The following is a 15,238-nucleotide window of genomic DNA, read 5'->3' on the forward strand; positions in this document are numbered from 1 at the left end:
TTAAACTTTTACATCTAACGCGTCACGCAATGCGTTACCAACTAACATAAAGGCCATTACCAAAAACATAATACAAAGTCCTGGTAAAATTGCCAAGTAAGGCTTACCTAAAATAATATAATTATAATGATCTTTTATCATTGCGCCCCAACTTGCCATTGGCGGTTGTGCACCAATACCTAAAAAACTAAGACCTGATTCTATTAAAATTGCAGCTGCAAAATTTGCTGCGCAAATTACTATTACTGGTGCTAAAATATTGGGCAAGATGTGTTTTGTAATAATCCTAAAATCATTAAATCCTAATGCTTTTGCTGCGGTAACGTATTGCATTTCTTTTGCACTAATTATTTGACCTCTTACTACTCTTGCTACTTCAACCCACATGGTTAAGCCTACTGCTATAAATACTTGCCAAAACCCTTTACCTAAAGCTAAGGTTATAGCAATTACCAATAATAATGTAGGAATTGACCATGTCACGTTTATAATCCACATAATTGCTGCGTCTATTTTACCACCATAATAACCGGCAATGCTTCCCATAAAAACACCAATTACTAACGAAATAAACACAGCTACAAAACCTATAAAAAACGAAATACGTGCACCTACCAAAAGCCTGCTTAACAAGTCTCTTCCGTATTTATCTGTTCCTAAATGAAATGTTATTTTTTTTATGAATTGTTTTGTGGAATTATCTGTGATAAAATCAGCATTTATGGTTTTTGTTTGACCTTGTAATCCATCAGAAACATACTCGGTATAAGTTAATTGATTACCTTCTAATTTATATTTTGAAATAGGAATTTCTGTGCTTGTGTTTTTCTTTCCGAAGAAAATAATATCAAACCAATTTTGATCATTTTCAACTTCTGAAGGAATGGTTAGCATATCTACCGAAAAACCAGGTAATTTAGAGTGAATAGAGACATGCATTTGATTGGCGTTTTGCGAACTATCTGGAGCGAAAACATAAGCAAAAACCGAGATTATACCAACTAAGCCAATATATATCAAACTAAAAACGCCCCAAAAGTTTTTTTTAAACTTTTGAAGCGCTAATTGAGATAATGAGCTTGAGTTTTGACTCATTGATTATTAATCTTTTATTGTAGCTACTTTGTTAATACGGTAAGTGCTATTTAAGTCGTCTAATACGTTTAAAGCTTCTTCTACATAAACGTCTTTACTTAAATTTTCATGCCATCTTTCGCGCTTTTGCTTTAACACTGTATCTTGTTCAAATAGTTTTTGCTCGTATGGTAAAGAGCTAAAAGATAAGTCTGTTTTGTAATCTGAAATAGCATCAAATTGTTTAGCTTGTTCTTCGTTTAACTCTAATTTAGCTTTGTATTTATCATAGTTTAACGAGTAAGTATTATCGTCCATTTGCTTTTTAGCCCATTTTGCGCTTTGCTCGATAAGTTTAAGTTGCTCGTTATTTGCCATACGTTGTTTACTTTTTGAAATAGTTGCATCATAATCAAAATAACTATCCCAAACGTCGTAGTTTACTGGTGTAATCTTATCCCAAGGTAAAGGGTTTTCTTGGTCACGTTCGCCTATATCAATAAAACTATATCTATCCGGTACGGCAATATCACTTTTTACACCTTCTAATTGTGTTGATCCGCCGTTAATACGATAAAACTTTTGACGTGTTAATTTTAAAGCACCTAAATCTCCATGAGAACTATTGCGCACCATTCTGTTTAGATCAAGTACGTTTTGTACAGTTCCTTTTCCGTAGGTTTGTTTACTACCAATAATGATGGCTCTTTTGTAATCTTGCATTGCTGCAGCTAAAATCTCAGATGCAGATGCAGACAACTCATTTACCATAATTACTAGTGGTCCGTCCCAAGTTATACTTCTATCGGTATCTTTTAAGACTTCTTTTTCAGATCCTGTTTCTCTTACTTGAACAATTGGTCCATCTTCTATAAATAAACCAGCCATATCGACTACGGTTTTTAAAGATCCGCCTCCATTATTTCTTAAATCTAAGACTAACCCTTCAATACCTTCTTCTTTTAGACGTTCAATTTCTAATTTTATATCTGATGCAGCATTACGTTCTTTGTAATCATTAAAATCTACATAGAATTTTGGCAAGTTGATTACACCGTAAATTCTATCGTCTTTTTTAACAATTGAAGACTTTGCATAAGTTTCTTCAAGCTCTACTAAATCTCTTGTTACTTTTATGTCTTCTATAGTACCATCAACCTTTTTCATGGTTAAAACAACATCTGTTCCTTTTGGTCCTTTTATAAGTTTTATGGCATCATCAATACGCATTCCTACAATACTTACTGCTTCTTTTTCATCACCTTGACGTACTTTTAAAATCACATCTCCTACTTCAATTTGTCCATCTCTCCAAGCTGGTCCACCAGAGATTAACTCGACAATCTTAATGTAATCCATTTTCTTTTGTAGTCTTGCTCCTATTCCTTCTAATTTACCAGACATCTGTTGATCAAAACGATCTTTATCTACTGGCGCCATATAAGATGTATGCGGATCATACTCTTCTACAATAGTATTTACATACATAGCAAACCAGTCTTTGCGTTCCATATCTTCAATATAGTCTGTAAAGTAGTTATCCAATGCTTTTAAGGTTTCGTTTCTTGCTTCTTCTTCAAGCTCGGTTAACGATTTTGGTGCTTCGGTATTTTCTTCTTTAGCTTCGTCATTTTCTTGTTGTTCAATTAAAGTTTCATAGTTTGATAATGTATTAAACTTTAATTGTTGTCTCCATCTTTCTTTAAGCTGTTTTTTGTTTTTTGAATACTCTAAATTTTCATAATCTGCATTATATTCTTCATCTTTAGAAAAATCAAATGGTTTTTCTAAAATCTCTTTATAATAAGCTTTCGCCTCTTCTTGACGCTTAATTAACCTTTCGTGTACTGCGTTAAAGAATGAAATATCATAAGCTTTTAGCTGGTCATCTATTTCAGTTTCGTATTTTTTAAAATCATCAATATCTGACTTCAAAAAATAACGTTTTAAAGGATCTACTTGCTCTAAATAATCTTCAAATATTTCTTTTGAAAATGTATCATCTACAGTCTTTGGCTCAAAGTGAAGCTGATCTAATGCCAAAGTTATTATCTGAATTAATAATTTATCTTTATCTGGGTTATCGTCTACCTTAGTGGTAAAGCTACAAGATCCAAATGCAAGCACTAAAACTAGTAGCAAAATATTATAATTCCTTCTCATTTTCTTCTTATTTATTGGGAAATTTCTACTAAAGTAAAGAAAAAACTATGCCAATAAAATCTATTTGCACTAATTTTTTGTTAAACTGAATAAATTAGGCGGTTACAGAAGTTTTTATGTATTTTAGCAATAGGGAAAAACAAATCTAATTATGAGTAAAAAACCTTTAATTTTAGTGACTAATGATGATGGAATTACAGCTCCAGGTATTTTAGCTCTAATTGAAGTTATGGAAACTTTAGGCGATGTGGTTGTAGTTGCACCAGATAGCCCACAAAGTGGTATGGGACATGCTATTACTATTAACAACACATTACACTTAGATAAGGTCTCTAAAAAAGGTGAAAAAACACTAAAATACAGTTGTTCTGGCACACCTGCAGATTGTGTAAAAATAGCTGTAAACGAGGTATTAGACCGCAAGCCAGACTTATGTGTTTCTGGGATTAATCATGGTTCAAACAGTTCTATTAATGTTATTTATTCTGGCACGATGAGTGCAGCAATAGAAGCAGGTATAGAAGGTATACCAGCAATAGGGTTTTCTAATTTAAATTATAATTGGGAAGCCAATTTTGAAGCATCAAAAAAATACGTAAAACGTATTACAAAAAACGCTTTAAAACATGGTATATCTGAAGGTGTTATTTTGAATGTTAACATTCCTGATTTAAAAGAAAAAGACATTAAAGGCATTAAAGTTTGTAGACAAGCAAGAGCCAATTGGAAAGAAAAGTTTGACAAACGAAAAACGCCACAAGGAAAAGATTATTATTGGCTTACAGGAAAATTTGTAAATTACGATAATGGGAGTGATACAGATGAATGGGCTTTAAAAGAAGGTTATGTTTCTGTTGTTCCTGTTCAGTTTGATTTAACAGCACATCATTACATGCAGCAACTTAATACTTGGCAATTAAACGATTAAGTTTAAATATATTTAATTAATGAAATACTATATTATTTCGGGTGAAGCTTCTGGAGATTTACATGGCTCTAACCTTATGAAATCTTTACAAAAAGTAGATGCAAATGCAGACTTTAGGTTTTGGGGCGGAGATTTGATGCAAACCGTTGGAGGCACTTTAGTTAAGCACTACAAAGAATTAGCCTTTATGGGCTTTGTAGAAGTAGTGCTGAACTTACGCACCATTGCCAAAAACTTGTCGTTTTGTAAAAAAGATATAGAAAATTACAAACCAGACGTTATCATTTTTATTGATTATCCTGGTTTTAACTTACGTATAGCCAAATGGGCAAAAGCAAAAGGTTTTAAAACACACTATTACATCTCACCTCAAATTTGGGCTTGGAAAGAAGGCAGAATTAAAGACATTAAACGTGATGTAGATCAAATGTATGTGATCCTTCCTTTTGAAAAAGATTTTTATGAAAAGAAACATAATTTCCCTGTTCATTTTGTAGGTCATCCTTTAATTGATGCTATCTCAAACCGAATCCAAATTGATGATTCAGAATTTAGAAAAAATCACAATTTAAGTGACAAACCGATTATTGCATTGTTACCAGGAAGCCGAAAACAAGAGATTACAAAAATGCTTTCGGTTATGCTAAGTCTTGTAAATGATTATGAAGATTACCAGTTTGTAATTGCAGGTGCACCTGGACAAGATTACGACTTCTACAAGCAGTTTATAAAGCAAGACAACGTAAACTTTATAAGTAACAAAACTTATGATTTATTAAGCTTATCTACAGCTGCGCTAGTAACTTCGGGTACAGCAACTTTAGAAACAGCACTTTTTAAAGTACCTCAAGTGGTTTGTTATAAAGGTAGTTGGATTTCTTACCAAATAGGAAAACGTGTTGTAAACCTTGATTTTATAAGTTTAGTTAATCTTATTTTAGAAAAAGAAGCTGTTACAGAACTTATACAAAACGATTTTAATAAAAAACGTCTAAAAAAAGAATTAGACCTCATTTTAGATGAATACGAGCGTACTAAATTTTTTATTGATTATTATGATTTAGAAAAAAAATTAGGAGGAAAAGGTGCCAGTTTAAAAACAGCAACTCTTATATTTGAGTCTTTAAATGATTAGCCTTTTAATGAAAAGATCTGCTTTAATTTTATTACTACTTACCATTTTTTCTTGTGGTGGCTCTAAAAACAGACATGTTATTGTTACAAAAAAAGAGGAAGAAAAAACTACCAAAACACCAGAAGTAAGCAAACCTTCTACTAGAGGAACTACTAAAAAGACAACAGCTTCAACTGAAGTTATTGTAGAAGAAATTGACAATGCATTAATTGAAAAAATCATTAAAAACGCAAGCACTTACGAAGGTGTTAAATATAAATACGGCGGTACTACAAAAAAAGGAATGGATTGTTCTGGCTTGATGTACACTGTTTTTTCTGAGGAAGATATTAGCTTACCTCGTACCACAAGTCAGCTATCTACTTACGGAGATTGGGTAGATTTAAAAGAAGTAAAAGAAGGCGATTTACTATTTTTTGCCACTAAAAGAAATAGCAGGCAAGTTAATCACGTTGGTTTAGTTACTTCTGCGCGTTTAGGTCGCGTAGAGTTTATCCATGCTAGCACAAGTCGTGGCGTTATTAGATCTTTACTATCTGAAAAATACTGGTATTTTGCGTTTGTACAAGCACGCCGTATACTGTAATACACTTAAAAAAATTAAAATATTTCCTACAACATAGAACGAATAATCAATTATTTGTTATATTAGAGAAGTGAAGCTTCTCAAATTCAGCATAGTAAGACTAACCATCGGGTTGATTTTTGGAATCCTTTTATCAGAATTCTTACTGATAGAAATCAATTATGCATTAGTAATTCTCATCTTCAGTTTTATAATTACAACTGGTACTTATTTCATTTTTAAAAACAAATACAACAATACATTTTGGTTTGGTTTTTCAGCAATTTTCACTTGTATTATTTTAGGCATTTTTGTCTCTACAATCAACAAAAGTCTTTTAGAAAAAACTCACTTTTTTCATTTTAAAGAAGAAAATCAAAAACCTCAATTAATCACTTTTCAAGTTAGAGAATTTTTAAAACCAAATGCGTTTAGCGACCGTTATTACATTGAAATTTTAAAAGTAGATCATCAAAATACCAACGGTAAAGCATTACTAAATATTGAAAAAGACTCTACTACAAACGCATTAAAAATTGATGATATTTATGTGACTAAAACTGAAATATATGATATAAAATCTCCTTTAAATCCTGATCAGTTTAGCTACAAAAACTATCTAAAAAACCAACAAGTTTTTTATCAATTATACAGTAAAGATTCAGAGCTTTTCCCACTAAATAATGACACAAATACACTACGTGGTCATGCTGCCAACTTTAGACAACTTATCAATGAAAAGCTAAAAAAATACAATTTTACTAAAGATGAATTATCCATAATTAATGCTTTAATTTTAGGACAACGTCAAGGTATTGACAAAGATCTTTACGATAGTTACACCAATGCTGGCGCTATACATATTTTGGCGGTTTCGGGTTTACATGTTGGTATTATTTTACTCATTTTAAGTTTTGTTTTAAAACCTTTAGAACGCATTAAACATGGCTATTTTATAAAAACAATTGTCATTTTGTTGCTACTGTGGAGTTATGCCATAATTGCGGGTAGTTCTGCTTCAATTGTTCGTGCTACAACTATGTTTAGCATTGTTGCTATTGGTTTAAATTTAAAACGAACATCAAATATTTACAACACACTTGCGACTTCAATTTTTGTCCTTCTATTGATTAAACCTAGCTTTATTTTTGATGTTGGTTTTCAGTTAAGTTATGCGGCTGTATTTGCAATAGTAAGTATTCAACCTATTATAGAACCATTGTTAAAACCAAAAAATAAATTACTTAGATTACTATGGAAAACGCTGACAGTTACGGTGTCTGCGCAATTCGGAATTATACCAATTAGTTTGTATTATTTTCATCAATTTCCAAGTCTATTTTGGTTATCAAACTTGGTGATTATTCCAATTTTAGGAATTATTTTAGGTTTAGGTTTGCTAATTATCTCATTAGCTTTAATTGGAATGTTACCTGAATTTTTAGCCGATATTTTTGCTTTTATAATAAGAATGATGAACTCTTTTTTTGAATGGATTGCACATCAAGAAAGTTTTTTATTTCAGGATATATCTTTCAATGCATTTCAGGTGATTTTAAGTTATTTACTGATTTTTACCTTATATCAATTTTATTTTAACCAAAAAGCGAAATGGGTATTCTATTCCTTAGCATTAATTATTGGTTTTCAAGCAAATTTCATCTTTAATACAAGTCAAAATAAAGGCGAAAGTTTGTATGTGTTTCACAAAAGTAAATACACAATCATTGGTGAAAAAGTTGATAAAAAGCTTCAGTTATATTCTAATCTTGAAGCTGTTGAAACAAATACAATCCCAAGAACTTTTGCTGTAAAAAATAGCCTAACAATTGAAATACCAAAACCTATACAGCCTATTTTCAACATTAAAAACAAAACACTTTTAGTTGTTGATAGTTTAGGTGTATATCAAGTAAAAAAATTAAAAATTGATTATGTTTTACTTACCCAATCGCCAAAAATGAATTTAGAGCGTTTAATAGATAGCATAAAACCTAATGCCATTATTGCAGATGGAAGTAACTACAAATCTTATATTTTGCGTTGGGAAACTACTTGTTTAAAACAAAAAATCCCGTTTTACCAAACAGGAAAAACGGGAGCCTTTATAATTGATTAAGTCTTTTTACTTTTTAAACTCAAATTTAAAATTTTCATAATACGTATTGAAATCTTCTTGAGTTTTCATGTCTTTATGATCATTTTGAGCAAACATTTTTAAATATAACTCTAAACCTTGAGCATCTTTATATCCTACAATTGGCGCTAATAAATTAGCATCTTCATCTAAAAACACTAAGGTTGGAAATGCTCTAATACCAAATACACGTGATAATTGATGATTAGCATTTCTGGTTTTAGCTTTAGCTGGATCATAACTTGGATTAGAATATTTTTTTCCTTTGTAAGTTACTTCTTCATCTCCTTGCGCATTAAACTTTACAGCGTAGTAATTTTTATTGATATACTCTACAACATCTTCATTTTTAAAGGTATTACGATCTAACATTTTGCATGGTCCGCACCAAACAGTGTAAGCGTCTATAAATATCTTTTTTGGCGAAGTTTTTTGGGCTTCTAAAGCCTCTTCTAAAGACATCCAATTAATTTCTTGAGCAGTAAGGTTTAAGGCAAAAAGCATAGTAAATGCTATAAAAAATGTTTTCATGTGTTTCTGTTTTGAATTATAGTCGCAAAATGTATTCCAAATTTACAAAAAAATAAAAGCGCCTCGATATCGAGGCGCTTTTATGTTATATGTTTACGGTTATTTTACACCGTGCATCATTCGTTTCATTATAGGATTGATAATCACTAAAATTAACGCTGCTGCAAAAGGTATTATAGTGAATATTAAGAAGAATGTAGATAGCCCATATTCTTCTGATATTTGATCAATGTAACTACCTGTAATACCTCCTAAGAAGTTTGCTATAAAGTTAGCTATAAACCAAATACCAAACATTAAACCTACTAATTTAAGAGGTGCCAATTTACTAACGTAAGATAAACCTACAGGAGATATACATAGTTCTCCTAAAGTATGGAATAAATAAGCTACAACTAAAAACATTAAACTTACAGATGCTGTTTTTGCTCCTTCTGGGATTGCTGATGCTCCATAAGCTAAAACTGCAAATCCGATACCTAATAAGACTAAACCAATTGCAAACTTTATTGGTCCAGATGGATTAAATTTACTTTCCCAAATTTTAGAAAATAATGGTGCAAATAAAATAATAAATAATGAGTTAAGTACCGAGAACCATGATGCTGGCACTTCTGTTGCGTCTGCTTCAAATTCTCTTTTAAGCATCCACAATACAATACCCCAAATGATGACAAAGCTTAATCCTAACCATACATTTGACATTGCATATTTTCCAAAAGTTTGTTTAAATAGCATTGCCAAAACCCAAGTGATTACTACCATTGGAACCAATGTAATAATAGTATTTACTATCTTAAATGTATTTGCTGCACTACCTTCTAAAGCCCTATCTGTATAATCTGCTGCAAATATTGTCATAGATCCTCCTGCTTGCTCAAATGCCCACCAAAAGAAAATTGTAAATACTGCAAAAATTCCTATTACTGTAATTCTATCTCTTACTACTTTAGAGTTTTCTGCTTCTTTAGTAACATCTTCAATGTTTTCTCCAATTTCTTCAATTGTATCTTCAACAGTATCATCTAAATCTTCATATTGCTTTGGAGACAATCCTATGTTTCCAAAAATTGATTGTGCGAAATAAAACTGTAACATTCCTAAGAACATAAATATTCCAGCTAATCCAAATCCATAATGCCAACCTACTTTTTCTCCTATATATCCACATAATAAAATCCCTAAGAATGCACCTGCATTAATACCCATATAAAAAATAGTATAACCTGCATCTTTTTCTTTATCATTTCCTTTGTATAGTTGACCAACTATAGATGAAATATTTGGTTTAAAAAGTCCGTTACCTATAATTAAGAAGAATAAACCAAGATAAAAGAAGATATTAGTAAAGCCTTCTAACGCCATAGACGCATGTCCTAATGTCATAATAAATGCACCTAACACGACTGCTTTTCTGTAACCAAAAACTTTATCTGCAAGAAATCCACCGATTATAGGTGTTAAATATACTAATCCAGTGTACCAAGCATAAAGTACTAATGCGTCGCTTCTTTCCCAGCCCCAACCTTCATCTAATAATGAAGACACTAAGAAAAGTACTAAAAGTGCACGCATTCCGTAATAAGAAAAACGTTCCCACATTTCAGTAAAAAACAAGACAAATAATCCTGACGGATGACCTAAAACGGTCTTTTGATTGGTTTCTGAACCTCCAAATTTAAATTCCATAATATATAATTTAGTTAGTTTTTATTTAAAGTTTATCGCCTAAAGTACGATTTATAAAATTGGTCATTTTTGTATAAAGTTGCAACCTTGTGTTGCCTCCATAAATACCATGATTTTTATCTGGATAAATCATTAGCTCAAATTGCTTGTTAGCTTGTACTAAAGCTTCTACCATACGCATGGTATTTTGTACATGCACATTATCATCTCCTGTACCATGGATTAACAAATAATCTCCTTTTAATTTTTCTACATGATTAATTGGTGAGTTTTCGTCATAACCACTTGGGTTTTCTTGTGGCGTTGTCATGTAACGCTCTGTATAAATTGAGTCGTAATAACGCCAGCTTGTTACTGGTGCTACTGCAATTGCCATTTTAAAGACATCATTTCCTTTAAATAAGGCATTACTTGACATAAAACCTCCGTAAGACCAGCCCCAAATTCCTATTCTTGACGCATCAATATAATCTCTTTGTCCTAATAATTTAGCTGCATCAATTTGATCTTCAACTTCATATTTACCCAATTCTTTTTGGGTTACTTTTTTAAAGTCTGCACCTTTTAAACCTGTTCCTCTACCGTCAACACAAGCAACAATATAACCTTGTTGTGCTAATAGTTGATACCAATAATCGTTTGCGTTATTCCAACGGTTAGCTACTTGTTGAGATCCTGGTCCTGAGTATTGAAACATAAACAACGGATATTGTTTTGAAGTATCAAAATTAGCAGGTTTAATCATCCACATGTTAAGGTCGTTACCATTAACATTTATAGTTGAAAATTCTTTTTCAGATAATTGGTAATCTGCTAATTGATTTTTTAAATCGCTATTATCTTTGATAACCTTTAAAACCTTACCTGATTTTGCATCATTTAAAGTATATAAATATGGCGTTGATGCATTTGAAAATGTATTGATAAAATAGGTGAAATCTGCACTAAAATCCGCATTATTTGTTCCTGTTTTATCGGTTAATCTTTGTTTTTTAGTTCCGTTTAATTTTATAGTATAAACATCTCTGTTAATACTTCCGTTTTCTACAGATTGGTAAAAAATTCTATCGGTTTTATCATCGTAACCATAGTAGCTAGTTACTTCCCAATTTCCTTTGGTAACTTGATTGATTAACTTTCCGTTTTTATCATAGTGATAAATGTGATTATATCCATCTTTTTCGCTTGTCCAAATAAAGCTATCATCTTCTAAAAATGTTAAATCGAAAGTCACATCTATGTATGCTTTATCCGTTTCAGCTAAAACAATTTCAGCTTCATTTTTCTTTGCATTAATAAACCAAAGGTCTAATTCGTTTTGGTAACGATTCATAAATTGTGCACTTAACACATCTGGATTGTTGGTCCATTGGATACGTGGAATATAAAAATCGTTGTACACTTTATTTACTTTAACTTCTTCAGCTTTATTTGTTTTTAAATCATAAATATGAAGCGAAACTTCAGCATTTTTTTCTCCTGCTTTAGGGTATTTAAACACCGATTGTGTTGGGTATAAATCTTCACCATAAACATCCATTGAAAATTCCGGCACATCAGTTTCGTCAAATCTAATAAATGCTATTTTGTTGCTATCTGCATTCCAATCGAAAGCACGAACAAAACTAAATTCTTCTTCATAAACCCAGTCGGTAATTCCGTTGATAATTTTATTTTTTACACCATCAGCAGTAAACTGAGTAATTTTACCTGAGCTTAAATCTTTTACATACAAATTATTGTTTAAACCAAAAGCAATTTTTGTTCCGTCTGGAGAAAATGTTGGTTCTTGTATTTTGTCTTCGGTTACTAAAGTTGTTTTTCCTGTTTCTGTATCAAAAACAAAATATTTACCTAAAGTAGATCGTCTAAAAATAGATTCTTCTTCTGTAGCTAAAAGCACTTTGCTTTCGTCTTCACTAAACGTGTAATCTGTAAAATAAGGGATTGCATTAATATCTGCAGAGCTTACTAAAGTTTTGGTCTTTTCTAACGTTTTATAATCGTAAATATCGATAGTTGTAGCTCGATTGGCTCTATCAAAATTTAAAACGGAATACTGTTGACCGTTTTTCATAGAGTGTAACGCTTGTAAACCTTCTGTTCTAAAGGTACCGTTCCAAATTTCTTCTAATGTAATTTGCTTGTTTTGAGCCGTTAAAGCAGATGTTGCTAAAACTAAAAAAAGGGAAAGAATTTTTAATATTTTCATCTAAAATTAAATATTTAATAAAAGGTTGTCAAGTTTACTAAAAATTAGCCAAAAAACCGTAAATATTAACAGTAAATTCGGCTTAAACTATCTTTAAAAACATCATTAACATCAATTTTTACACCAAACTTAAAATGTTAACTTCAGTATAGTATCTTTGCAACTCAAAATTTAATTACATGGCAGCATTAGTTTCTGGATTTTCTAAACTATCAAAAACCGAAAAAATAGATTGGTTAGTAGCACATCATTTTTCTGAAAATGACTCGATTAAACAAGTTTTAAAGCAGTATTGGAACTCAGATGAAAAACTACAACAGCTACACGACGAGTTTATAGAAAACACCGTAACTAACTTTTACTTGCCTTTTGGCGTTGCTCCTAATTTTGTGATTAACGACAAAACCTACACTATTCCTATGGCGATTGAAGAAAGCTCAGTCGTTGCTGCTGCTAGTAAAGCGGCAAAATTTTGGCAAACGCGTGGCGGATTTAAAACTAAAGTGATTAGCACAACAAAAATTGGGCAAGTTCATTTTATGTACAATGGTAAAAAGGAAGCTTTAACCTCTTTTTTTGACAAAATTAAGTCGAAATTAATCACAGATGCCAAGCCAATAACCAAAAATATGGAAAAACGTGGTGGCGGTATTTTGGACATTCAACTTAAAGATAAAACAGAAGGATTATATAATTACTACCAATTGCATGCGACTTTTGAAACGCTAGATGCAATGGGTGCAAATTTTATCAATTCGTGTTTAGAGCAGTTTGCACAAACATTTAAAGCTGAAGCTGAAACACAACTTGCAGCACCTGTAGAGATTGTGATGAGTATTTTATCTAATTACGTACCTGAATGTTTAGTTAGAGCTGAAGTAAGTTGCAACGTTGAAGATTTAGCCGAAAAAGATATTGACCCAAACACCTTTGCCGAAAAATTTGTACAAGCCGTAAACATTGCCGAAATAGAACCTTACCGAGCAGTAACGCACAACAAAGGTATTATGAATGGTATTGATGCTGTTGTTTTGGCTACCGGTAACGATTTTAGAGCTGTAGAAGCTGGCGTACATGCCTACGCATCAAAAAATGGACAATACTCTAGTTTAACACATGCAAAAGTTGAAAATGGCGTGTTTACTTTTTGGATGGAAATTCCGTTAGCTTTAGGTACAGTTGGCGGATTAACAAGTTTACATCCTTTAGTAAAACTAGCTTTAAACTTATTAGATCACCCTACCGCAAAGCAATTAATGCAAATTGTAGCTGTTGCTGGTTTAGCACAAAACTTTGCTGCTTTAAGAAGTTTAACAACAACAGGTATTCAAGAAGGGCATATGAAAATGCATTTGATGAATATTTTAAATCAATTTGAAGCAACACCACAAGAAAAAGAAACTATAATCAATCATTTTAAACACAACACTGTTTCGCATAGCGCTGTTGTAGAACAGATTGAAAAATTAAGAGGATAAATGCAAACCTATTACAGTCACGGAAAATTATTACTTAGCGCAGAATATGTGGTACTTGACGGTGCTAAAGCATTGGCTATTCCTACTGTATTTGGACAATCACTTCACATTGAAAAAGAAGCAACAAATAAACTGACTTGGAACAGTTTAGACCATAATCAAAAGGAATGGTTTAATGCGGAATTTTCGTTTCAAAATGAAACTGTTTCAATTGAAAACACAACTAATTCTGAAGTCTCCAATCGTTTATTACAAATCATAACAGCTGTAAAACAATTAAATCCTAAATTTTTAAAAGATGAAGGTTTTAAAATTTCAACTGTATTAGAATTTCCTGAAAATTGGGGATTAGGCACATCTTCAACCTTAATTAATAATATCGCTAACTGGGCCAATGTTAATGCTTATAAATTATTAGAATTAACTTTTGGTGGTAGTGGTTACGACATTGCTTGCGCGCATAAAGACTCTGCTTTAACTTATCAATTAAATGATAAAAATAGAGTTATTGAATACGTAAACTTCAACCCTAATTTTAAAAACAATCTTTATTTTGTTCATTTAAATAAAAAACAAAATAGTAGAGATGGTATTGCACATTATAAAGCAAATAGAAACAATTTAGAAGCAACTAGAGCTACAATAAATGCAATTACAGAACAAATGATAATTTGTGAGACTTTAGATAAGTTTCAATCCTTAATAAACGAGCATGAACAGACTATTGCTTCTGTAACCAATCAAACACCTGTAAAGAAATTACTTTTTGATGACTTTAATGGAAGTATAAAAAGTCTTGGCGCTTGGGGCGGAGATTTTATTTTAGTTGCTTCAAAAAACAACCCAACTGAGTATTTTAAAAGCAAAGGGTTTGATACTATTTTAAGTTATACTGATATGGTTTTATGAAAAAAACCTTTTTCAACTTAAAATTAAACTTGTTTTTTAAATATAATCTTAGTTTCTCTAAAAAAGAAAATTTCAATTTTCATCCAATAAGTTTCAGTTTTACCTATTTTATTTTCTACATCAACAACTTGATATTTTATCAAAGGAGAACTAATCAAAATAGCAATAAAACTACTTGGTGAAACTTTAAATGGGTTATTTTTTAACATTGATTTAGTTGGGTAATTTAAATCAACTAATACTAAATTATTCTCTTCTGCAAATTGAATAGCTTCTCTCATATAACCTTTTAAAAACCTGTAAAACTTTCTAAGAATTATAAAATTTGAATAAATGATTATTAAAATAGCTACAGTAACTATAATTATTTCTTCCAAAATTAATTTACTTTTTAAAACAAAAAACCTCTTGATTTTC

At 31.2% G+C, this 15,238-nt stretch carries 12 protein-coding genes; 6 read left to right on the top strand and 6 right to left on the bottom strand.

Annotated elements, in window-relative coordinates:
* Window positions 1-1,095, bottom strand: a complete 1,095-nt coding sequence (locus WA327_RS05460) for an ABC transporter permease (RefSeq protein WP_336067336.1) — start codon at window positions 1,093-1,095, stop codon at window positions 1-3.
* Between the two features lie 6 nt (window positions 1,096-1,101).
* A complete protein-coding gene (locus WA327_RS05465) occupies window positions 1,102-3,237 on the bottom strand; it encodes a carboxy terminal-processing peptidase (RefSeq protein ID WP_336067339.1) in 2,136 nt (711 codons plus the stop codon).
* A gap of 151 nt (window positions 3,238-3,388) precedes the next feature.
* On the opposite strand from WA327_RS05465, the gene surE reads away from it, so the two are divergent.
* The 4 genes from surE (at window position 3,389) to WA327_RS05485 (ending at window position 7,984) form a co-directional block, all read left to right on the top strand.
* Window positions 3,389-4,165, top strand: coding sequence for a 5'/3'-nucleotidase SurE (surE, locus tag WA327_RS05470; protein WP_336067341.1), 777 nt, complete (start codon window positions 3,389-3,391; stop codon window positions 4,163-4,165).
* Window positions 4,166-4,184: 19 nt separating this feature from the next.
* On the top strand, window positions 4,185-5,300 hold the full coding sequence (gene lpxB / locus WA327_RS05475; RefSeq protein WP_336067343.1) for a lipid-A-disaccharide synthase: 1,116 nt from the start codon (window positions 4,185-4,187) through the stop codon (window positions 5,298-5,300).
* Window positions 5,301-5,307: 7 nt separating this feature from the next.
* A complete protein-coding gene (locus tag WA327_RS05480; RefSeq protein WP_336067345.1) occupies window positions 5,308-5,886 on the top strand; it encodes a C40 family peptidase in 579 nt (192 codons plus the stop codon).
* Window positions 5,887-5,998: 112 nt separating this feature from the next.
* Window positions 5,999-7,984: a ComEC/Rec2 family competence protein gene (locus tag WA327_RS05485; RefSeq protein ID WP_336067348.1), complete on the top strand. Its 1,986-nt coding sequence runs from the start codon at window positions 5,999-6,001 to the stop codon at window positions 7,982-7,984.
* A 6-nt stretch (window positions 7,985-7,990) separates the two neighbouring features.
* Here the strand turns inward: WA327_RS05485 and WA327_RS05490 are convergent, their stop codons facing one another.
* From WA327_RS05490 to WA327_RS05500, 3 genes are all read right to left on the bottom strand, one after another.
* Window positions 7,991-8,533: a thioredoxin fold domain-containing protein gene (locus WA327_RS05490; protein ID WP_336067351.1), complete on the bottom strand. Its 543-nt coding sequence runs from the start codon at window positions 8,531-8,533 to the stop codon at window positions 7,991-7,993.
* Between the two features lie 99 nt (window positions 8,534-8,632).
* Window positions 8,633-10,222, bottom strand: a complete 1,590-nt coding sequence (locus WA327_RS05495) for a peptide MFS transporter (RefSeq protein ID WP_336067354.1) — start codon at window positions 10,220-10,222, stop codon at window positions 8,633-8,635.
* A gap of 25 nt (window positions 10,223-10,247) precedes the next feature.
* A complete protein-coding gene (locus tag WA327_RS05500; RefSeq protein ID WP_336067356.1) occupies window positions 10,248-12,434 on the bottom strand; it encodes a S9 family peptidase in 2,187 nt (728 codons plus the stop codon).
* A gap of 179 nt (window positions 12,435-12,613) precedes the next feature.
* Between WA327_RS05500 and WA327_RS05505 the strand changes: the two genes are divergently transcribed.
* Complete coding sequence (locus tag WA327_RS05505) at window positions 12,614-13,912, top strand: hydroxymethylglutaryl-CoA reductase, degradative (RefSeq protein WP_336067359.1); 1,299 nt, start codon at window positions 12,614-12,616, stop codon at window positions 13,910-13,912.
* Window positions 13,913-14,821 (top strand): GYDIA family GHMP kinase, encoded by a 909-nt coding sequence (locus WA327_RS05510; protein WP_336067361.1) that lies wholly within the window; start codon window positions 13,913-13,915, stop codon window positions 14,819-14,821.
* 23 nt (window positions 14,822-14,844) lie between these two features.
* Here the strand turns inward: WA327_RS05510 and WA327_RS05515 are convergent, their stop codons facing one another.
* Window positions 14,845-15,198 (bottom strand): hypothetical protein, encoded by a 354-nt coding sequence (locus WA327_RS05515; protein ID WP_336067364.1) that lies wholly within the window; start codon window positions 15,196-15,198, stop codon window positions 14,845-14,847.
* Window positions 15,199-15,238: the final 40 nt, after the last annotated feature.

The organism is Mesoflavibacter sp. CH_XMU1404-2, assembly GCF_037029465.1.
Classification (GTDB): domain Bacteria; phylum Bacteroidota; class Bacteroidia; order Flavobacteriales; family Flavobacteriaceae; genus Mesoflavibacter.